The sequence below is a fragment of the Stenotrophomonas sp. YJH_SMC_138 genome (assembly GCF_059369855.1).
This window is the reverse complement of sequence record NZ_JCAFTB010000008.1, coordinates 179672-201120: the sequence shown is the minus strand read 5'-3', so window position 1 is coordinate 201120 and position 21449 is coordinate 179672. Positions and strand designations below refer to the sequence as shown.

Genomic DNA, 21449 nt, shown 5'->3' with positions numbered 1-21449 from the left:
AATACCGCCGCTGCCGTGCACACGCCAGCGGCTTTTACCCGTTGCCGTTGTTTCGTTGTTCCTCCCCTCCCCCACCTCGCCCCCGCCCCTACCGATGCCCGGTGAATTCAGTCTCCACGGAGTGTTCGTCCCGACCCTGCTCGGGCTGATGTTGTTGGCCTACCTGGTCAACAGCGGCCTGCACGCGCTGCTGCAGCGTGCCGGCGCCTATCGCCACGTATGGCACCCGGCGCTGTTCAACCTGGCCCTGTACGGGATCGTGCTTGGCCTGCTGTTCCACCTCCTGCGTTGGATGCAATCGTGAACAAGATCGTGAAGAAGACCCTGCCGGTGCTGCTCACCAGCGCAGCCGTGATCATCGCCCTGCTGGTGCTGCGCCAGCTGTGGGTCTATTACATGGATGAGCCGTGGACCCGCGATGCCCATGTCGGCGCCGACGTGGTGCAGGTGGCGCCGGACGTGTCCGGGCTGGTGGAAACGGTGCAGGTGGCCGACAACCAGGCGGTGAAGAAGGGTGACCTGCTGTTCGTGGTCGACCGCGCCCGCTACCGCATCGCGCTGGAGCAGGCCCGCGCCAACCTGGCCGAGCGCCAGGCATCGGTGGCGCAGCTGCGCCGCGAGATCGGCCGTGACCGCAGCCTGCAGGACCTGGTCGCCGCCGAGGACGCCGAAGTGCGCCGCGCCAAGCTGCAGGCCGCACAGGCTGCGCTGGCCACCGCACAGGCGGCGGTCGACCTGGCCGAGCTCAACCTGGGCCGCACCGAAGTGCGCGCACCGGCCGATGGCCGGGTCAACGACCGCACCATGCGCGTGGGCGACTACGTGGTAGCCGGCAAGCCGGTGCTGGCGCTGCTGGATACCGGCTCGTTCCGCATCGATGGCTACTTCGAGGAAACCCGCCTGCGCGGCGTGGCCCCGGGGCAGCGCGTGGACATCCGCCTGATGGGCGAGTCGGCCCCGCTGCGTGGCCACGTGGAAAGCATTGCCGCCGGCATCGAAGACCGCTACCGCAGCAACGGCAGCACCCTGCTGCCGAACGTGACCCCGGCCTTCGACTGGGTGCGGCTGGCACAGCGCATTCCGGTGCGCATCGCCATCGACGAAGTACCCAAGGGCGTGGAACTGATCGCCGGCCGTACCGCCACGGTGACCGTGGACACCGGCCGCCATCCGCACAACGACAAGGCCGGCACTGCGCCGACACAGGCGGGCCTGTGAACGCCGCCCTGCCCCGTCTCGGCCTGATCGTTGCGCTGGCCAGCCTGGCGGCCTGCAAGACCGTCGGCCCGGATTACGCCCTGCCGGAAGGCTCGGCCTTCAAGCGCCCGCAGGCCAATGCGGCCTTCATCGATACGCAGAACCCGCAGGTGGCCGCCAACCAGGCGCTGCCCGACCGCTGGTGGTCGCTGTACAACGACCCGGTGCTGGACGGCCTGATCACGCAGGCGCTGCGTGACAACGTCGAGCTGAAGGCCGCCGATGCACATCTGCGCCGTGCCGCGGCGGTGTACGAGCAGGCGCTGGACGCCGGTGGCTTCGAGTACGAGGCCGAGGCCGGGGTCAGCCGTGCGCAGCTGTCGGCCGAATCGTTCCTGCAGGAGCACGAGCTGCCGGTGATCAACCTGGCCGATGGCAAGTTCGCGGTCAGCTACCAGTTCGACCTGTTCGGCAAGCTCAAGCGCGGCGCCGAGGCAGCGCGTGCCGACGAGCAGTCCGTTGCTGCGGCGCGCGACCTGGCCCAGGTCAGCGTGGTCGCGCAGGTGGCCGACAGCTATCTGGAAATCTGCCACGCCAACCACGAGCTGCACGTGGCCGAACATTCGCTGCAGCTGCAGCAACGCAGCCGTACGGTCACTCAGCGCCTGATCGCGGCTGGCCGTGGCACGCCGCCGGAACTGGCCCGCGCCAATGCCCAGGTCGCGCTGCTGGAAGCCGCGCTGCCGCCGCTGCGCGCGCAGCGTTCCGCGGCCGCCTATTCGCTGGCCGCCCTGCTCGGGCAGACCCCGGGCCAGCTGCCGGCAGGCGTGATCGACTGTGCACACGCCCCCGGCCTGGCGCAGCCGCTGCCGGTCGGTGATGGCCGTGCACTGCTGCAGCGCCGCCCGGACGTGCGCCAGGCCGAACGCAAGCTGGCTTCGGCCACCGCGCGGATTGGCGTCGCCACCGCCGAGCTGTATCCGGACATCCGCCTGGGGGCCTCGCTCGGTGCCGCCGGCCTGCTGGAGGATTTCGGCACGCCGATGACCCAGCAGTGGTCGATCGGCCCGCTGATCTCGTGGACGCTGCCGTCGTCCGGCACGCACGCACGCATCCACGCTGCCGAAGCGGGCGCCGATGCGGCCCTGGCCGAGTTCGACCACACCGTGCTGCAAGCGCTGCGCGAGACCCAGACCGCGCTGGACCGCTACGCGCAGGACCTGCGCCGGCTGCAGTCGCTGCGCACTGCGCAGGAACAGGCCGCATTGGCCGCCGAGCAGAACCGCCGGCTGTACCAGGGCGGCCGCACGCCGTACCTGTCCAGCCTGGATGCCGACCGCAGCCTGGCCACCAGCGATGCCACCCTGGCGGCCGCCGAAGCGCAGGTCTCGCGCGACCAGATCCACCTGTTCCTGGTGCTGGGCGGTGGCTGGCAGGCAAGCGCCACCGCGCCCAACGCCTCGACCGCAGCGAAGTAAACCATGAACGCGCTGACCGACCGCCAGGCCTGGCTGTTCTCGATCAAGACCTACCTGGCCGCAGTGGCCGCGCTGTACATCGCCATGGCCGGCAACCTGTCGCGCCCGTACTGGGCGATGGGCACGGTGTACATCGTCAGCCAGCCGCTGCTGGGCCCAACCCGCGCCAAGGGCGTGTATCGCATCGTCGGCACCCTGGTGGCCGGCCTGGCCACCCTGCTGGTGCTGCCGGCGCTGGTGGAAACGCCGCTGGTGCTGAGCGCGGCGATGTCGATCTGGCTGGCCGGCTGCCTGTTCATGGCCCTGCTCAACCGCGGCCCGCGCGGTTACGCGTTCCTGCTGGCCGGCTACACCACCGCCTTCATCGGTTTCCCTGCGGTGACTTCGCCGGAGACCATCTTCGACACGGTGGTGGCACGCAGCGAGGAGATCATCCTCGGCACGGTCGTGGCGGTGCTGGCCGCTTCGCTGCTGTTCCCGGCCTCGGTACGCCCGATGCTGCGCGCGCGCATCGGCAACTGGATGGAGGACGCCGCGCAGTGGTGCCGGCAGATCCTTGAACGTGGACGCGCGCACGCGCCGCGCAACCGGCTGGCCGCCGACCTGGTGCAGTTCGAGGCACTGATCGAATTCCTGCGCCGCGATGATCCGCGCCATGCCGGGTCTGCGGTGTCGATGGAGCGCCTGCGTGAGCGCATGCTGCTGCTGTTGCCAGTGCTGTCCTCGATTGCCGATCGCCTGAGTGCGCTGCGCAGCGACGGCCAAGCCCTGCCCGAAGGGCTGCCGGCGCTGGTCGATGACATCCACGATTGGCTGGATGGCCCGACCAACGCCAGTGAATACGCCCGCCTGCGCGCGCGCATCAGCGCGCTGAAGCCGCAGGTGGACCGCGACCTGCAGCATCTGCAGCTGGCCAGCCTGCTGCTGCGCCTGGAGGAACTGGTGGACCTGTGGCAGGACTGCCGCACCCTGCAGCACGCCATCGACCACGGCACCGCGCCGCTGGACCGCGCGCATTACCGCATCCGTACCGAACGCGTAGCCGCTGACAAGCACGTCGACTACGGCATGGCGCTGTTCTCCGCGCTCAGTGCCGGCGTGGCACTGATGAGCTACTGCGTGCTGTGGATCGCGCTGGGTTGGGAGGGCGGTGGCAACGGCGCGATGATGGCCGCGGTGACCGCGGCGTTCTTCGCCGCGCAGGACGACCCGGCACCGAGCATGGTGTCGTTCCTGGTGTGGGCCATGGTCGCCTCGGTGGTGGCCGGCGTGTACCTGTTCGGCGTGTTCCCGGCCGTGCACGACTTCGGCCTGCTGGCGCTGGTGCTGGCGGTGGCGTTCCTGCCGCTGGGGCTGATGCTGCACCACCCCAAGAGCGCGCTGTTCGCACTGCCGCTGACGGTGAACCTGGCCGCGTTGCTGAGCCTGCAGAACACCTACAACGCCAACATCCAGACCTTCCTCAACTCGTCGATCGCGATGTTCATCGGCATTGGCTTTGCGGTGGTGATGACCCGCCTGTTCCGTTCGGTGGGTGCCGAGTGGACCGCGCGCCGGCTGGTGCGGCAGGGCTGGACTACGCTGGCCGAGGCCGCCGAAGGGCGCGGCCAGCAGGACCGCCAGCGCTTCGCCGCACGCATGCTCGACCTGCTGGGCCTGCTCGCGCCGCGCCTGGCGGCAACCCCGGAGGGCAGCGACATCGCCTCGGTGGATATGCTCAACGAAGCGCGCATCGGCCTGAACATCCTGCAGCTGCGCCGCGCGCGGCTGGAACTGCCCGAGCGCAGCCGCGAAGCGGTCGAGCACATTCTTGAGGAGATCGCCGCGCACTACCGGCGGCAGATTGCCGCACGCAAGCCGATGGTGGCGGCCGACGCATTGCGCGAGCGGCTGGATACCTCGCTGGGACGGGTCGGCAGCGTAGCCGCCTGCAAGGCACGCGACGAGGCGCTGATGGGCCTGATCGGCCTGCGCTTCGCGCTGTTCCCGGAGGCGAAGGCGCTGGCGCCGGGCCTGGCCATGAGTGCAGCCGAACAGCCGTAGCGCGATACCCTGTGCAGCCACAGACCTCGTTGCCGGGGTCGGATCCTTCGCCGCGGACGAAGGCTCTGACCCCTGCTCTGCCCAGGAAGCTCCAATGAGTTACGACATGATGGTGTTCGAGGCCAGCGCCGCGCCACGCGAGGCGGCAGCCTTCATCGCCTGGTTCGAAAAGCAGACGCAGTGGAACGAGCGCCACGAGTACGACGACCCGGCAGTCAGCAGCGCGGCGCTGCAGGCGTGGTTCGCGGAGATGGCGCAGGACTTCCCGCCGTTGAACGGCCCATTGAGCAACGACGATGACGACCGCGCCGAGGTGACCGAGTACAGCATCGGCCAGCAGGTGATCTACGGTGCGTTTGCCTATTCGGTGGCCGAGCGTGCGCATGGACGCGTGCAGGACCTGGCCGAAAAGCACGGCGTGGGCTTTTTCGACGTGAGTGCCGATGAAGCGGCGATCGTGTTCCCGGATGGGCTGGTGTTGATCGCGGAATAGGTGTGGCGGCAGGGCTGCGCCCTGCACCTGCCGAAACAACGTCAACAGCAACGTCAAATGCGTGCTATCCGTGGGTTGGCGGGGTGGGTCCACGCCATGCGTGGATGAACGTCGGAATGATCGAAGTACGCTTTTGTAGAGTCGAGCCATGCTCGACTGCTTTTGCCTGGCGATCAGGTGAAGGGGTCAGAGCCCGTTCCCGGTGGGAACGGGATCCGACCCCGATTCAGAACAACTGGCCCTGCACCGTGGGCTGTTCGAGGCGCGCCGGTGCTTCGGCCACCGCTTCCGCACCCAGCCGCCAGGCCAGGCCACCCAACCGGCTGGCGTGGCGTTTCAATGCGGCCTGCAGCACCTCTGCGCTGCCCGCCACATGCAGCACCTGGCGGGCGCGGGTCAGGCCGGTGTAGACCAGTTCGCGCGACAGCACACGGCTGTCCTGGCGTGGCAGCTGCAACCACACTTCATCGAACTCCGAGCCCTGTGCCTTGTGCACGGTCATCGCAAAGGCGCTTTCGTGCGCGGGCAGTGCCGCCGGGTGGAAGGCGCGCGGCTGCTCGACGGTGTCGCCGGGGAACCAGGCCACCATCGCGCCGCTGCTGTCGCGCAGGCAGATGCCGATATCGCCGTTGAACAGGCGGTGCCGGTAGCTGTTCTCGGTCACCAGCAGCAGGCGGCCCTGGAAGTAGCCCGGGGTGTTGCCCGCCAGGAGCTGCTCGATACGGCTGTTGAGGCCACGCGCGCCCTGCGGGCCTTCGCGCAGCGCGGTCAGCACGCGCAGGCGCCCGGCCTGCTGCAGGGCGAGCGCTGGATCGGCCGCGTCGGCCAGTGTACGCCAGTGGCCCAGCAGGTGCTCGCGCTGGCCGCGCAGCGGGTCTGCCTCGCCTTCATGGAAATGCACGCCTGCCAGTTCACCGCCGCGCAGCAGCTGCAAAGCGGCGACGGCGTCACCCTCGCGCACGGCATCTGCCAACGGGGCCAGCACCAGTGCATCGCTCTGCCGGTACCCTCGTTGCAGCTGCACGCGGCGGCCGGCGAAGGTGTTCGGTTCGGCCTGGGGCTGCAGCGTGGACGGCGCCAGCAATCCACGCAGCGCCTGCGCGTCATCGGCGCGGGTGCCGATGCCATCACCGCTGGCACGCAGGATCGCACTGAGTACGTCGCCGGCCTCCACCGACGGCAGCTGGTCGGGATCGCCGAGCAGGATCAGCCGCGTGCCGCTGGCGATCGCATCGACCAGCTTGGCCATCATCGGCAGATCGATCATCGAGGCTTCGTCGACCACCACCACGTCCACCGGCAGCGGATTGTCGGCGTGGTGGCGGAAGCGCGGCGAATCCGGGATCACGCCGAGCAGGCGATGCAGGGTGGTGCCGGAACTGGGCAGTGCCGCGCACAGCGCCGGGTCCACGCCGTGCTCCTGCAGGCGCTGCACGGCCAGCCGCAGGCTCTCGGCCATGCGTTCGGCGGCGCGCCCGGTGGGCGCGGCCAGCGCCACCTCGGGCAGCGGCTGGCCAGCGTGCCGGGCCTGTGCGGCCAGCAGCAGCAACAGCCGCGCGATGGTGGTGGTCTTGCCGGTGCCGGGACCGCCGGTGACCAGCGCCAGCGGATGGCGCAGGGTCACGCCGGCGGCGCGTGCCTGGTGATCCTCGCTGCCCAGTGCCTGCGGGAACAGCTGCGCGAACAACGGTGCCAGCGCGGCCATGTCCGGTGCCGGCAGCGGATGCCGGCCGATGCGCTGCAGCCCGGCCGCCAACTGCCGCTCGTACTCGCGATAGCGGCGCAGGTAGAGCAGGCCGTTCTCCAGCACCAGCGGCGCATCCTCGGCGATGGCATCGGCCTGCTCCGGCGTCGCTACCCAGGGCGATGCGCGCAGCTGCGCCAGCCAGTCCTGCGCGGCAGGCCACTCGGGCACGCCGTCCAGCAACCGCTGCGGCTGTGCCGGATCAAACCCGGCGTGGCCCTGCGACACCGCCAGCGAGGCGAGCGCGGCCGCCAGCGCCACACTGTCCGGCGTGTCGTCGCGCAACCGCTGCAGGCTGGTCGCCAACGCGTGATCGAGGGTGCGCAGCAGGCCCTTCTGGTGCAGTTCCTTCAGCAGGCTCATGCGCTGGCCCCACGGGCACGTGCGGCCAGTTCGGCCTGGGCCTGCTCGCCACCTGCGAACAGCGCGTCGAGTGCATCCACCAGCGCGAACGGGAAGCGGTCCACATGCACGCCGTTGCCGGCTGCATCCAGGCCGCGGCAGAACAGGTAGCGGATGCCCCCCATGTCGCGCTCGTAATCGTAGGCCGCGCCCAGACGGAAGCGCAGCCAGCGATGCAGGGCCACGGTATAGATCAGCGCCTGCAGGTCGTACTCGCTGTGGCGCATGGCAATGGCCAGCAGGTCCGGACTGTAGCCGGGCAGCCGGTTGGATTTGTAGTCGAGCACGTACCAGCGCCCGTCGCGCACGTAGGTCAGGTCGATCATGCCGGTCATCAGCCCTTCCAGGCGGCGGCGCTGGCCGAAGCCGCGACGCGCACTGGAAACCCCATGTGCATGCAGCAGCTGCAACAGCGCCGGTACCGTGGTCGGTTCGATGGCGAAATGGAAGTCGATTTCCGCGCGCCGCTCGCCTTCGCCCAGGCTGTGCAGCGCACCGCCCTCGGGCAGTGGCACGGTGAGCGTGTGGCCGACCAACGGCACCAGCACCGCCACGCCATCGTCCAGGTCGACGTCGGCATAGCCTTCATCGTGCAGCGCCTTGCGCAGCACCTCGGCCTGGCCCTCGGGCGCTTCCAGGCCCGGCTGCCAGCCCCCCCACGCAGCGAAGTCGACGTTCTCCATCGCCTCGTGCAGCACGTTGCCGAAGCGGCTGCCCATGAAGCGCGGGTCGACCGGCGGGCTGTCTTCGACGGCGGCGGGTTCCGGCAGCGCGGGCTCCAGCGGCAGTTCCGGGCCTGCGGGTTCGTCGGCGGCGGGCGCCGGCAGCTCGGTGGCAGCGGCTTCAATATCACTGCCAGCGCCCGCGTCGGCATGCGCCAGCTGGGTGAAGCTGTATACCCACCAGTCGTGCGGCACGCGCCGGGTCAGTGCACGCACTGCCGGAAGATCCCCTTCCACTTCGGCCGCCAGCTGCGGCAGCGCGGCCACTGTCTCACTGTCATCGATGTGCACGTCGGCGTGCGCGCGCAGCGCCTGCAGGTCGCCCAGCAGCGGCGCCAGGCGCGTCTTGCCAAGCCCGGCCAGATCACCCACGGCGATCCACAGCGCATGCTCGGCGCGGGTCAGTCCCACATACAGCAGGCGCGCATCCTCGGCCCGCTGCTCACGCTCGCGCTGTGTGCTGGCCGCTTCCCAGGCCTCGTCCCTGTCCAGCTTCCAGTGCAGCTGGCGCTGGCCATCGACGTGCACGGTGCAGTGCGAGGCGGTGTTCGGTGCGCCGCCGTCGATGCCGACGAAGGGCAGGAACACCAGCGGATACTCCAGGCCCTTGCTCTTGTGCAGGGTGATGATCTGCACGCGGCGTGCATCCGATTCCAGGCGCAGCAACTGCTGCTCGTCATCCTGGTCGGCGCTGGCCATCTGCCCCTGCAGCCAGTCCAGCAGGCCATGCATGCCCAGCGCCTGCGCCGAGGCTTCCTGCAGCAGTTCGCCCAGCTGCAGGTAGTTGGTCAGGCGGCGCTCGCCGTCGATCAGCGCCAGCAGGCGTTCGCCGTGCGCGGCACAGACATCGGCGATCACCGCGAACGGACCACCGCGCTGCCAGCGCTCGCGCCAGTGCAGCAGCTGCGCCTGGAACCCGCGCTGCAGGTCGCCCTCGCGCTCCATCGCCGCGATCGCACTGGCCCGCTGGCCCAGCAACACCGTGGCCAGCGCTGCACGCAGGCGGCCTTCGTCTGCCGGTTGCAGCAGCGCCAGCAGCAGCGCGCGCAGATCACGTGCCTCACTGGTGGCGAACAGGCTCTGCTTGCCCGCCGCCACTGCGGGTATGCCCACCGCAGCCAGCGCGCGCTGCACCAGCGTCGCCTCGCGATGCGAGCGCACCAGCACCGCGATATCACCAGGCTGCACCGGGCGCCCACGCAACACCGCTTTGCCCGCACGTGCCTCGACCAGGGCCTGGTGGATCGCAGCCACGCAGGCCTGGGTCGCTGCCTCACGCGAGGCATCGGCACTCATCGCCTTGTCACCCCCGCTGCGCAGCACGCGCAGGGTGAGTGCCTTGACGGCGTGGCCGTCGTGCAGATAGTCCTCATCGGTGCGCACGCCACCGGGACGCACCGGCTCGAACTGGATGTCACGCTCGAGGAAGGCGTCCTCACCCCCGTTGTCGTACAGCGCCTGCAACGCGCGCAGCACTGACGGTCGCGAGCGGAAGTTCTGGTCAAGCACCGGCGCCTGCTGCGCCACCTGCTTGGCCTTCAGGTAGGTGTGGATGTCGCCGCCGCGGAACCCGTAGATCGCCTGCTTGGGATCGCCGATCAGGAACAGCGCCGGTGCCAGGCCGAGTTCGCGCACCTCCGGCGAATCGCCGAACACGGTGTGGAAGATGTTCCACTGGCGATCATCGGTGTCCTGGAACTCATCGACCAGCGCGATGCGGTACTGCGTGCGCAGCTGCCTTACCAGCGGCAGCCGCTGCGGGCCTTCCAGGGCCAGTGCCACGCCATCGATCAGATCGTCATAGGTCTGCACCCGGCGCGTGCGCTTCAGCGCCTGCAGGCGCTGCATGGCTTCGGCGCGAAGCGCGTGCAGGAAATTCAGCGCAGTACCACGCAGCCAGGCATCGCGTTCGGCCAGCAGCGCGACATAGCGCGCCAATGGCACCTGCACTGGCGACGACGGCGTGCGGTCGGGGAACTTCTTGTTGGTCTTGTCGGTTAGCACCTCCGGCAGCAGTGCCGGCAGGCGCTCGCTGGCCAGCAGCTCGCGCGGGTCGCCGCGCTCGGCCCAGGCCAGCAGCTGCCGGCCCAGCGAGTGCAGCCAACCCAGCTTGTAGGACACCCCGTTGATCCACTTGTTGTCGACGGCATCGCAGAGGTCGATGAAGAACTGCTCGCCATGCCCGCGCAGCGCCTGCTGCAGTTCGGTGGCGGCGGCCTGCAAAGCCGGCTGTGGATCGGCCAGCGCCACCGGCCGCGGCAACGGGTGCAGAGGCGGCGCAGCCAGCAACGCGCGCAGATCGGTGGCCAGCGCGTCCGGGTTGGACCACAGCCAGGTCAGCGGCTCCAGCGTGGCCGCGTCGTTGGCATGCACCCGCCACAGATCGGCCGCCAGTTCCTCCAACAGCTCACGGTCGCTGGCCAGTAGTTCCGGCGGATCGAAGGTATGGCCGCTCTCCAGCGCATGCTCGCGCAGCACGCGGGTGCAGAAGCCGTGGATGGTGAAGATCGACGCCAGGTCGATCTCATCGGCGGCCACCTGCAGGCGGCGCTTCAGTGCGGTGGCGCTCTCGGTGCCCCCCTGCAGATGGCGCTGCAGCACCTGGCGGGTCAGCCTCGTGTCCGGTGCTTCGCCCTCGGCCGGTTCCAGATCGACCAGGCGCGCGGCCAGCGACAGGCGCTCGCGGATGCGCTTGCGCAGTTCCTGGGTGGCGGCATCGGTGAAGGTCACCACCAGGATCTGGCCGATGCGCAGGCCCTGCTCCACCACCAGGCGGGTGAACAGCGTGGCCAGGGTGAAGGTCTTGCCGGTACCGGCGCTGGCCTCGATCAGGCGGATACCATCCAGCGGCAGGGCCAGATAGGGATCGCCCGCCATGCGCTGGGAGTCCTCATCGACGATGGCGGTGCTCATGTGCTGCCCTCCTGGCGTGCATCGGCGCCAAGGGTGCGGCCTTCGCGCACCGCGCTGAAGACCACCTGGCTGTTGCGCAGCAGATCGGCATAGCCGGCGTCGGTGGCAAATGGATCGGCACCGCGCAGCAGCAGCTGCCAGGCGTCGCTGCTGGATTCACCCCAACTGCGGTCGCTGCCGTGCCACTGCTTCCAGCCTTCGCTGCGCTGCTTTTCGGCCGGCGCGTTGTACAGCACCCAGCCGGTGTAGGGGGCAAAGCGCAGCGGTTCGCGCAGTCCGCGTTGGCGCAACTGCAGCAATGCGCGCAATGCCGCGCGTGCAGCAGGAGCGCTCAGTGCCGGTAGTACATGCGGGCCGGGACCGGCGTCGCCGCCATCATGGAACTGCACCAGCGGCAGGGCATCGCCGGCAGCGTTGGCCAGCAGCCAATCCAGGCCCTGGCGGATCACCGCAGTGCCATTGAGGGTGCCAGCGCGCAGGCGCACCAGCCCGTCGGGGTGTCGATCGGCCACACGGCCATGCAGGCGCACGCCATCGATCTCCACTTCATAGCGGCGGCTTTCCAGCGGCTCGCCCCGCATCCAGCCCAGCAATGCACTGGCATACGGGCGGGTCTTCAACTGCTCCACCTCGAACTGGCGCTTGCCCAGGGGGCCCGACGGCAGCAGGCCACGCGCGCGCAGCCGCGGATACAACGGCTCGGTATCGCCACTGAGCGTGGCGCGTACCACCGCCGCCTGCACGCTGCGCTTTTCCGGCCCGCGCGAGGACAGCACCAGCGGTTCCAGGTCATCGACCTCCTCGACATCGTCGGCCAGGCGCAGGCCCAGCGACTGCGCCAGGAACTGCCCGGCCGGATCGCACAGGAAGCGGCGCAGGGTATCGAGTGCAACGTCGTCTTCCACCGCATCGTCGAGCGGCGGCAACGCGGCATCGAACCACGGCTGCAGGCCTCCGCGCGCGCCGGTGAGGCGACCGGCGGCCGGATGCCATTGGCGGCGATAGCTGAAGCGGCGTGGATCACCGTCACCGAACGCCGCCGGAGAGAACGGCTGCAGTGCGTGGCGCACGGTGAAGTCGCGGACCGCCGCAGGCGGATCGAGGTGATACGCAGCGGCGGCATCGATCAGTTCACTGACCAGCACCGACGGCTCACGCGCGCTGCCATCGCGCGGATCGGCACCGAGGTAGCTCAGGTAGAACACCTCCTGCGCGGCGGCGAACAGCTGCAGGAACAGGAAGCGGTCGTCTTCGCGGGTGGAGCGGTCGCCGGGCCGGCGGCGCGGCGTGTCCAGCTCGGCAGTGAGCTGGTTGAGACCGGCAGCCGGGTCACGGCGCGGGAAATCGCCATCATTGAGACCGAGCACGCAGATCACCCGGAACGGCAGCAGGCGCATCGGCACCATGCGACCAAAGCTGATGCCACCGGTCAGCAGCGGCGCGCGCGTATCGGCCTCGCCCAGTGCTCCGGCGAAGTGCGCGCGCACGACCTCCGGCGGCACCCCGTCCGTGAAGCCGGCCTTGGCGGCATCATCGGCGAACTGGTTGAGCAGCTTGCGCAGGCGCTCCAGGGCACGCTGGCTGTTGGGCGAACTGGGCGCAGTCGGCAGCAGCGCGTCCAGCAGCGACAGCAGGCGTTGCCGCCACTGCGCCGGCGTCAGCAGTTCGCCGAGGCGGCGCTGGTAGACCGCCAACACGCGCAACAGGCGCAGCAGCCGGTCCAGGGCGTCCAATGCGCCGCCCTCCAGCTCGATCCACGGGGCAACACCGGCCAGGTCGGCCTCGCTGCCGGTGGCATGACCGAGCACCAGGCGATCCAGCGCGAACTGCCAGGTGTAGGCGTCGTCGGCCGGGGCCTGGTGCTGGTTGCGGTGCTTCGCATCCAGGCCCCAGCGCGCGCCAGCCTGCTGCAGCCAGCCATGCAGGCGATCAAAGTCCACCGCCTCCAGCCCGGCCGCTTCGGCCAGCGGCGCGCTGGCCAGCAGGTCCAGCACTTCGTTCAGGCCGAAACGCGAGACCGGCAGGCCCAGCAGGTGCACGAACACGTCGGCCAGTGGCTCGCCGGCGAGCGGACTGCTGTCGGCCAGCGCATAGGGAATGTGCTCGTCCTCGCCCCCACGGCCGCCGAACACGGCTTCCAGATACGGCACATAGGGGTCGATGTCCGGTGCAAGCACGGCGATCTCCCGCGCCTGCAGCGGCGGGTCGAAGCGCGGGTCCTGCAGCAGGCTGCGCAGCTGGTCGTGCAGCACCTGCAGTTCGCGCAGGCGGGTATGGCAGGCATGCACCTGCAGGCTGGGATCGTCGCTGCGCAGCCCGTCGCGCAGCTCGCCCGAGGGCAGCGCACGGCGGTGGAACAGATCGCGCTGCAGGCGATGCAGCAGGCTGTCGGACAGTCCACCTTCGGCCAGCGTCGGCCGGGTGTCGTCCTCCGGATCCGAATACGCGGCAATCTCGCCGGCCGGGTGCACCACCTCGTAACTGCCCAGCACCGCCATGAAATCGCGCCCGGCCGCGCCCCAGGCTTCCAGCAGGCGGTTCTCACCGGCCGCTTCACCGAAGGGATCGGGCGCGCCGCTGCGCAGGCGCTCGGCCAGCGTCTGCAGGTCACCCCAGTACGACTGCACCGGCGTGGGCATATAGAAGTGCAGCTCGCCCACCCGCGCCTGGGTGGCCATCACCCGCAGCACATCGGGCGAGATGTTGAGCGTCGCGAACGCGGACATGCGTGGTGGCAGGCCCTGCGGCAACGGCTGGCCGGCGCCCTCGAAGCGGTCCAGGTAAGCCTGGATGCGGCGCGCGCGGTAGTCGTGGCCAGCGGCGATGCTGCGCCAGAGGATGGCCTGCGGGTCGGCCGGGTCGGCGCCGGCCTCCCAGCGCAGCAGCCAGTCGCGGCGCCAGGCCTGGTACTTCTCGAACACCGACGCCAGTTCACCGGCCAACGCCCACGGCTTCAATGCATCGCTACCGGCAAGATAGGACTGCAGCGCGCGCATCGGTGGCTGCGCCAGCAACGCCGGGTCGCGCAGTGCCTGGTACACCTTCCAGTGCAGGCCGGCCGCGTCCAGGTCGTCGCGTTCGCCGGGCACATTGGCGTTGAGTGCACGGGCAACGAACTCGCCCGGGGTCAGGAACTCAATATTGGCGGCCACGCCATATTCGGCAGCGAGTGTTGCTTGCAGCCAACGCCGCATCGCCACCTGCGGAATCAGCACCACCTCCGGCGCCAGCAGCGGCTGACCCGCAACCGGCGCACGCACGTTGCGCGCCAGCAGCGCGGCCAGCACGTCCAGGGAGTTGGAATGGTAGAGGCGGAAATCGCTGCCCGGGTCACTCATCATGCACAGTGTGCAGCACGGCAGGCAGTATTCAATGGCCGGCCCATCGCCGGTACGGATTGTTCCGGGCTGCCGGCCGATTATCCCGGCCTGGCAGGGATCTTGCCGTGCCACAATACTGGACCGTCCAGTCTGCTTATGTTCAGCCGACGGGCCCGATCCTTCGATGTCTAAAAAACGTTAATGGTGCCCATGTCGGCTTCCACCTCCAGTCTGGTGCAGTTATCCAACGTCCGCATCGACCGGAGCGGGCGCACGATCCTGCGCGACGTGTCGCTGCAGGTGCCCAAAGGCAGCATCACGGCCGTGCTGGGTCCGTCCGGCAGCGGCAAGTCGACCCTGCTGGCGGCACTGACCGGCGAACTGCGCCCGGTGGCTGGCGAGGTCACCCTGTTCGGCAAGCCGATTCCGCAGGACAGCGGCGCGCTGCTGGAAATGCGCAAGAGTGTGGGGGTACTGCTGCAGGGCAACGGCCTGCTGACCGACCTCACTGTGGCCGAAAACGTCGCGCTGCCGCTGCGCACGCATACCCGCCTGCCGACCGCCGTGCTGCGCCGCCTTGTGGAAATGAAGCTGCATGCGGTGGGCCTCCTGGCCGCTGCCGATGCCTGGCCGCGCGAGCTGTCCGGTGGCATGGCGCGCCGCGTCGCGCTGGCCCGTGCGCTGGCGCTGGACCCGCCGCTGATGATCTACGACGAGCCACTGACCGGGCTGGACCCGATCGCCTCTGGCGTGATCATGAGCCTGATCCAGCGCCTCAACCACAGCCTGGGCCTGACCAGCATCATCGTCAGCCACCACGTGCACGAGACCCTGCCGATCTGCGACCAGGTGATCGCCATCGCCAATGGCGGCATCGTGTTCCAGGGCACGCCCGAGGCGCTGCAGTCCAGCCAGGACCCGTTGCTGCGGCAGTTCCTGCACGGCCAGCCTGACGGCCCCATCCCGTTCGATGCCGCACCGCGCGCGAGGGTCGCCTGATGCCGTTCGTCCAAGCCACCCGCTCGCTCGGCCGCGCCGGCCTGTTCTCGCTGACCGTGCTGCGTGGTTCGCTGCCGACCCGTGATTTCCTGGCCGAACTGACCCGCGAGATCTACAAGATCGGCGCGCGCTCGCTGCCGATCATCGCCGTCGGTGGCGCCTTCGTCGGCCTGGTGCTGACGCTGCAGGGCTACCGCACGCTGACCACCTTCGGTGCGGCCGACGCGCTGTCGACCCTGCTCGGCCTGTCGCTGTACCGCGAACTGGCACCGGTGCTGACCGCGCTGCTGTTCATCGGCCGCGCCGGCAGCTCGATCGCCGCCGAACTGGGCCTGATGCGCGCCACCGACCAGATCAAGGCACTGGAGCTGATGGCGATCGACCCGGTGGCCAAGGCCGTGGCGCCGCGCTTCTGGGCGGCGGTGCTGACCGTGCCCCTGCTGACCGGCATCTTCTGTTCGCTGGCGATCAGTGCCAGCTACTTCGAAGCGGTACATGTGCTGGGCCTGGACAATGGCGTGTTCTGGTCGGCGCTGCGCAACAGCGTCGATTTCTGGGATGACTTCGGCGTGGCGATGCTGAAGTCGGCGATCTTCGGCGGCACCGCCGCGCTGGTCGCCGCCTACGTTGGTTTCCACGCCGAGCCGACCATCGAGGGCACCTCGGTGGCGACCACCCGTGCGGTGGTCAACGCCTCGCTGCTGGTACTGATGTTCAACTTCGTGCTGTCGGCAATGTTGTTCACCTAACCCCTCCACCGGCGGTGCGCAGGCGCGCGCGGCCACCACGACTCGATCAGGTAATCCACATGGCCATCCGCGGTCCCAGACTCGAATTCTCCGTCGGCGCCTTCCTGCTGCTGGCCCTGGCCTCGCTGATGGTGCTGGCCGTGGCCTCGACCAACCAGCGCTGGAGCTGGGGCAGCCAGGGCTACGAGCTGAAGGCGCGTTTCTCCCAGGTCGGCCAGCTGCGCAAGCAGGCGCCGGTGAAGATCGGCGGCGTCACCGTCGGCCAGGTCGCCTCGATCGACCTGGATCCGGTGAAGTTCGAATCCATCGTGACCCTGCGCATGGACAGCAAGGTCAAGGACCTGCCGGCGGACACCTCGGCCGGCATCTTCACCAGTGGTTTGCTCGGCGAGAGCTATATCGGTCTGCAGCCGGGCGGTGACCCGGACGTGCTCAAGGCCGGTGACGAGATCGTCTTCACCCAGCCGGCGGTGGACCTGATCCAGCTGGTCGGCAAGTACATGTTCAGTGGCGGCGCCGGTGGTGGCGCAGGCCAGAAGCCCAACGATGGCGCGCAGGCGCCTGCAACGGAACCGCAACCATGAAGATGAAACTGATCCCGGCCCTGCTCGCCTCGGCGCTGCTGGCGGCTACTCCATTCCTCGCCCAGGCCCAGGCCACCGCTCCCGCCCCCGCCGCTGCCGCGGCGCAGGGCCAGGCCGGCAAGGTGGTGATCGATGCCAGCACGCGCATCCTCACCACCCTGCAGCAGCGCCGCAGCGAGTTCAGCAGCAACCCGGCCAGCCTGCGCAGCTACATCGACAGCGAACTGAACCGCACCTTCGATCGCGACTATGCCGCGCGCCTGGTGCTGGGCCCGCACGCCCGCGGCGCCTCGGATGCCGACATCAAGCTGTTCGCCGATGCCATGGCCGACAGCCTGATGCAGCGCTACGGTTCGACCCTGCTCAACATCCAGGGCAAGCCGAGCTTCCGCCTGAAGGGTGAAAGCCCGCTGCCGGGCAACCGTGGTGTGCGCGTGAGCACCGAACTGGTGCGCGCCGGCAACGAACCGACCCCGGTCGAATACTGGATGCGCAACGTGAACGGCCAGTGGAAGATCTTCGACGTCAACATCGAAGGCATCTCCTACGTGCAGACCTTCCGCAACCAGTTCGATACCCCGCTGCGCCAGAAGGGCATCAAGCAGGTGGCCAGCGAGCTGCACAGCGGCAGCATGCAGGCCGGGCCCGCCGGCAATGGCAAGTAACGCACTTGCGCTGCTGGAAGGCGACACCCTGCGCCTGCGCGGGGTGCTTGACCGTGCCGCGGTGATCGCACTGTGGCCGCAGCTGCAGGCCCTGCCGGCCAAGCTGGCGCGGCTGGAGCTGGGTGAGGTCGAGCGCGTGGACAGCGCCGGCCTGGCGCTGCTGGCCGAGCTGGCGGCTCGTGCACGCAAGGCGGGCCATGCGCTGGCCATTTCCGGCGCGCCCGCCGGCTTCAACGAGCTGAGCGCAGCCTATCGGCTGTCGCCCGACCTGGATTTCAACGCTACTTCTGCTGCGAGCTGACATGAACGTCGTACGCACTTTCCCCCTGATCCTCCTGGCCACCGCCCTGACCGCCTGTGCCGGCAAGCCCGCGCGCAGCGATGCACCGGTCGCCAGCACCGTGGTTGCGCCCGGCCCTGCTGCTCCGGCCGCAACGGCCGATACCGGCGGGGTCGACGCTGCTCCGGTCGCCTCCGTGGCCAACCCTGCCGCGCCCACCGCTTCAGCGCCGACGGCTGCGCCGCAGGGCGCAGAGGCCAGCCCACCGAAGGCCGCAGCGTCCACCGCCGCCGCCGGCGACGATGATTTCGACGCCCTCTATGGTGGTACCGGCAACACCGGCAACGCGGCGGCCTACGATCCGTGGGAACCGTTCAACCGCAAGGTGCACACCTTCAACAATGCGGTCGACCGCGGCGTGGCGCGCCCGCTGGCCACCGCCTATACCCATGTGGTGCCGCGCTTCGCGCGCACCGGCGTCAGCAACTTCTTCAGCAACCTGCGTGCGCCGGTGACCATCACCAACCAGTTGCTGCAGGGCCGTGGTGCCGATGCGTGGGACAGCCTCGGCCGCTTCCTGATGAACAGCACGCTGGGCATCGGTGGCCTGTTCGATCCAGCCAGCAAGGCGATGGTGCCGCGTCGCAATGAAGACTTCGGCCAGACCCTGGGTGCCTGGGGCTGGCGTCGTTCGCGCTACGTGGAACTGCCGTTCTTCGGCCCGCGTACCGTACGCGACGTGTTCGGCCTGGCCGGTGACATCCCGTTGTCGCCGATCCGGCGCGTCGAGGAAGACAAGATCCGCATCGGCCTGCAGGGCCTGCAGCTGGTCGACACCCGCGCACAGCTGCTGGCGATCGACGATCTGCGCGACACCGCAGTGGACGAATACGCCCTGGTCCGCGATGCCTGGATGCAGCGCCGCAACTACCAGATCGAGAACGATCTGCGCAGCAAGCGCGACCGCGGCCATGACGATGCCAATTCGCCGATCCCGGTCGATGCGATGCCGATGCCGCAGTGGACCCACTGAGGCCGCGCGACGGTGCATGAAAAACCCCGCTTCGGCGGGGTTTTTCTTTTCCGGTGGGTGCCAACCCTGGTTGGCACGCCGTGCTCAGGCCGCCAGCGCGGCCTCGATAGCCTCGCGCAGGCGCGCGTCATCGGCGGCCACGTCCGGGGCAAAGCGTGCGACGACCTTGCCATCACGGCCGACCAGGAACTTCTCGAAGTTCCACAGCACCGCCGGTGCCGGATGGATCGGGATCTCCTTGCTGGCCAGGCGCTCACGCAGCGGGCCTTCGCCGATCGACTGCGGCTGCGCGGCGGTCAGCTGCTGGTACAGCGGGTGGGTGTCCTCGCCAGCCACGCTGATCTTGGAGAACATTGGGAAACTGACATCGTAGGTGAGCTGGCAGAACTGCTGGATCTCGGCCTCGCTGCCCGGCTCCTGGCCAAGGAAGTTGTTGGCGGGGAAGCCCAGCACTTCCAGGCCCTGCGCGTGCTTTTCCGCATACAGCGCCTGCAGGCCTTCGTACTGCGGGGTCAGGCCGCACTTGGAGGCGACGTTGACCAGCAGCAGCACCTTGCCCTGGTAGTCGGCAAGCGAGGACGGCTGGCCGTCGATGGTGGTGAGGGGAATGTCCTGGATCGGGGTGCTCACGCGGGGGCTCCGGCTACGGCGGGGAATGGCCCACCAGCATAGCGCCGCGCGCGCTGTTGTAGAGCCGAGCCCATGCTCGGCTGATGGTATGGCAGCCGAGCGTGGGCTCGGCTCTACAGGCAGGATTCAGTCCACGCAGATCGTGCCCTGCGCCTTGCCATCATCGATGCGCTGGCGGCACCCGAAGTTCTGGCGCACATCACGCTGGCAGGTACCGGTGGCGGCACTGCCGGCGGCCACCTCGGCTCCGGCCAGGCACTGGCCCGTGCAGTCGCTCTTGCGGCTGCAGGCCTTGCCGGCGTCCGCATAGGGAATCACGCACTGCTCGCGCTGCAGGCGGCCGAGCCGCTGCAGCGTGCCGCCAGCGGCCTGGCAGTCGACGTCACGTGCTTCGCGGTAGGCCTCGCTGGCTTCCGGCGCAGGAGCGGCCGTAGTCGTGTCGGCGACCGGGGGCGTGCTGCTGCATGCAGCCAGCAACGCTGCCAGGACAAGAACGGCACAGGAGCGCAAGCGCATGTCGATACCCGCCACGGACTCAGGGTGCCCAGCATAGCCAGGCGCAGGTGCACGGGACGTGTCAACCCGCATTGCCGTCCTCGTCGTCCTCCGGCGCGCCCAGCTGCTGCATCGGGTCCGGGGTCAGCTCCGGGGGCAGCGCGCGCTTGGCCTTGCTGCCCAGTTCGGCAAGCCGACGGGCGCGGCTGATGGCCGACTGCGGCGAATCGATCAGGCGATTGCGCGCATCGGCGTAGGCCTTGCCGGCATCGTCCAGCTTCTTGCCCATGGCGGTGAAGTCCTGCAGGAACCCGGTCAGGGCGTCCAGCACCAGACCGCCGGCCTCGCTGATCTTCAGCGCCTGCTTCTGCACCTTGTCGCGCGTCCACAGGCGCTCGGCCACGCGCAGCAGCGCCATCAGGGTGTTGGGCGAGGCGAACACCACGCGGTTGTCGAAGGCGAACGCCTGCAGGCTGCCATCGGCGCCCAGTGCGGCTGACAAGGCACCCTCGATGGGAACGAAGGCGATGGTGATGTCCAGCGTCTCGCTGCCCAACGCCTTCGGATAATTCTTCTCGCCCAGGTCCTTAACGTGCTGGCGCAGCGCAACCGCGTGCCTGCGCAACGCGTCTTCCGACTGCTCCGGGGTAGTGGCATTCATGGCTTCCTGCCAGGCGATCAGGTTCACCTTGCTGTCGATCACCACGCTGCGTTCGTCGGGGAACTGCACCACCACGTCCGGTCGCAGGCGCGCACCTTCGTCATCCACGGCATGCTTCTGCCGCTGGTAGTGCACGCCCTCTTCCAGCCCCGATCCGCGCAGTACGTTGTCGAGCATCAGCTCGCCCCAGTCGCCGCGGACCTTGGCATTGCCCTTCAGCGCATTCGTCAGCGCCGATGCCTGCGCCGCCATGTCCTGGTTGAGCGTCTTCAGTTCGCCCACCGCACCCAGCAGGCTGGCGCGTTGCCGCGCTTCCTCGCCATACAGCGTATCGACGCGGGTGCGGAAATCGCCCAGCTTGTCGGCGAACGGCTTGAGCAGCCCCTCGATGTCCGCGCGTGACTGCACTGTCGCCTGCCGCACGTTCTTCTCGAACTGCTGCCCGCGTTCGTCGAACACCTTGCCCGCCAGTTCGGCGAAGGCGCCCGACAGCTTTTCCTTGGCGGTATCAAGATAGCTGCGCAGTTCGGCACTGGCCCGTTCGGAGTGCTGCAGATTGGCCACCGCGCGGGCATGTTCACCGTGCAACTGCTGGTAGCGCTGCTGCGCCTGCTGCAGCTCGCTGCTGGTCTCCGCAACGGCAGCGCGCGCCTGCGCCAGGGCCGCTTCACGTTCGGCCAGCTGTGCTTCGCGACTGGCCGACAGCGCTGCTTCGCGCTCCACCCGGGCGGTCAGCGTAGTGACGGCCTGTGCGTGCTGTTGGCTGCGGCTCCGTTCGTTCTCCAGTTCAGCGCTCAGCGCATCGAGGCGGCCGCGCAGCTGGCCGGCATCGACCAGGGCGAGGCGATGCTGTTCGCGTTCGCTGTCCAGCAGCCGCTGCAGTTCGTCGGAGGGTGCACCGCCAGCACTGCGACGCCACAGCAGCACCAGCGCGACCAGGGTCGCCAGCAGCAGGACCACTGCCAGGATCAAGAGGACTTCGATATTCATGCGATCAGTTTAGCCCCGCTGCGCTAGGCTGGGTCGGTCTGCCCCGGAAGC

17 protein-coding genes are annotated in these 21449 nt (G+C 69.1%); 11 read left to right on the top strand and 6 right to left on the bottom strand.

All coding sequences use genetic code 11. The annotated features are described in order from the left end of the window. Nucleotides 1–94: 94 nt before the first annotated feature. From AC5P7I_RS16910 to AC5P7I_RS16890, 5 genes are all read left to right on the top strand, one after another. Entirely contained in the window at nt 95–304 is a 210-nt protein-coding gene (locus tag AC5P7I_RS16910; protein ID WP_010487502.1) for a DUF1656 domain-containing protein, read from the top strand. Next, complete coding sequence (locus AC5P7I_RS16905) at nt 301–1218, top strand: efflux RND transporter periplasmic adaptor subunit (RefSeq protein WP_164077275.1); 918 nt, start codon at nt 301–303, stop codon at nt 1216–1218. Before AC5P7I_RS16910 ends, AC5P7I_RS16905 begins: the two co-directional genes overlap by 4 nt. After that, on the top strand, nt 1215–2675 hold the full coding sequence (locus AC5P7I_RS16900; RefSeq protein WP_032955852.1) for an efflux transporter outer membrane subunit: 1461 nt from the start codon (nt 1215–1217) through the stop codon (nt 2673–2675). The genes AC5P7I_RS16905 and AC5P7I_RS16900 overlap by 4 nt, the downstream gene beginning before the upstream one ends. Before the next feature lie 3 nt (nt 2676–2678). After that, on the top strand, nt 2679–4718 hold the full coding sequence (locus AC5P7I_RS16895; protein ID WP_262087897.1) for an FUSC family protein: 2040 nt from the start codon (nt 2679–2681) through the stop codon (nt 4716–4718). A 94-nt stretch (nt 4719–4812) separates the two neighbouring features. Then, nucleotides 4813–5211 (top strand): hypothetical protein, encoded by a 399-nt coding sequence (locus tag AC5P7I_RS16890; RefSeq protein ID WP_049405551.1) that lies wholly within the window; start codon nt 4813–4815, stop codon nt 5209–5211. A gap of 226 nt (nt 5212–5437) precedes the next feature. On the opposite strand, the gene recD is transcribed toward AC5P7I_RS16890, so the two are convergent. The 3 genes from recD to recC are packed head-to-tail and all read right to left on the bottom strand — an operon-like array spanning nt 5438 to nt 14333. Then, on the bottom strand, nt 5438–7318 hold the full coding sequence (gene recD, locus AC5P7I_RS16885; protein ID WP_164077274.1) for an exodeoxyribonuclease V subunit alpha: 1881 nt from the start codon (nt 7316–7318) through the stop codon (nt 5438–5440). Then, nucleotides 7315–10992, bottom strand: coding sequence for an exodeoxyribonuclease V subunit beta (gene recB / locus AC5P7I_RS16880; RefSeq protein ID WP_262087898.1), 3678 nt, complete (start codon nt 10990–10992; stop codon nt 7315–7317). Before recB ends, recD begins: the two co-directional genes overlap by 4 nt. Continuing rightward, on the bottom strand, nt 10989–14333 hold the full coding sequence (gene recC, locus AC5P7I_RS16875; RefSeq protein WP_262087899.1) for an exodeoxyribonuclease V subunit gamma: 3345 nt from the start codon (nt 14331–14333) through the stop codon (nt 10989–10991). Before recC ends, recB begins: the two co-directional genes overlap by 4 nt. Before the next feature lie 189 nt (nt 14334–14522). On the opposite strand from recC, the gene AC5P7I_RS16870 reads away from it, so the two are divergent. Genes AC5P7I_RS16870 through AC5P7I_RS16845 form a run of 6 tightly spaced genes read left to right on the top strand, consistent with a single transcriptional unit; the run spans nt 14523 to nt 18622 of the window. After that, entirely contained in the window at nt 14523–15311 is a 789-nt protein-coding gene (locus tag AC5P7I_RS16870; RefSeq protein ID WP_014648934.1) for an ABC transporter ATP-binding protein, read from the top strand. Then, a complete protein-coding gene (locus tag AC5P7I_RS16865) occupies nt 15311–16060 on the top strand; it encodes an MlaE family lipid ABC transporter permease subunit (protein WP_005414955.1) in 750 nt (249 codons plus the stop codon). Before AC5P7I_RS16870 ends, AC5P7I_RS16865 begins: the two co-directional genes overlap by 1 nt. A 59-nt stretch (nt 16061–16119) precedes the next feature. Continuing rightward, nucleotides 16120–16644 (top strand): outer membrane lipid asymmetry maintenance protein MlaD, encoded by a 525-nt coding sequence (gene mlaD / locus AC5P7I_RS16860; protein ID WP_014039020.1) that lies wholly within the window; start codon nt 16120–16122, stop codon nt 16642–16644. After that, complete coding sequence (locus tag AC5P7I_RS16855) at nt 16641–17309, top strand: MlaC/ttg2D family ABC transporter substrate-binding protein (protein ID WP_014648935.1); 669 nt, start codon at nt 16641–16643, stop codon at nt 17307–17309. The genes mlaD and AC5P7I_RS16855 overlap by 4 nt, the downstream gene beginning before the upstream one ends. Continuing rightward, the gene (locus tag AC5P7I_RS16850; RefSeq protein WP_014648936.1) at nt 17299–17610 is read left to right on the top strand and encodes an STAS domain-containing protein; all 312 of its coding nucleotides are present in this window, start codon (nt 17299–17301) and stop codon (nt 17608–17610) included. The genes AC5P7I_RS16855 and AC5P7I_RS16850 overlap by 11 nt, the downstream gene beginning before the upstream one ends. Before the next feature lies 1 nt (nt 17611). Further along, nucleotides 17612–18622: an MlaA family lipoprotein gene (locus AC5P7I_RS16845; protein ID WP_100450830.1), complete on the top strand. Its 1011-nt coding sequence runs from the start codon at nt 17612–17614 to the stop codon at nt 18620–18622. A gap of 84 nt (nt 18623–18706) precedes the next feature. Here AC5P7I_RS16845 and AC5P7I_RS16840 read toward each other — a convergent pair whose 3' ends face one another. The 3 genes from AC5P7I_RS16840 to AC5P7I_RS16830 form a co-directional block, all read right to left on the bottom strand. Continuing rightward, nucleotides 18707–19252: a glutathione peroxidase gene (locus tag AC5P7I_RS16840; RefSeq protein ID WP_014648938.1), complete on the bottom strand. Its 546-nt coding sequence runs from the start codon at nt 19250–19252 to the stop codon at nt 18707–18709. A gap of 126 nt (nt 19253–19378) precedes the next feature. Then, the gene (locus AC5P7I_RS16835; RefSeq protein ID WP_041863989.1) at nt 19379–19768 is read right to left on the bottom strand and encodes a hypothetical protein; all 390 of its coding nucleotides are present in this window, start codon (nt 19766–19768) and stop codon (nt 19379–19381) included. Nucleotides 19769–19829: 61 nt separating this feature from the next. Next, complete coding sequence (locus tag AC5P7I_RS16830; RefSeq protein WP_046433378.1) at nt 19830–21398, bottom strand: DNA recombination protein RmuC; 1569 nt, start codon at nt 21396–21398, stop codon at nt 19830–19832. Between the last annotated feature and the right edge of the window lie 51 nt (nt 21399–21449).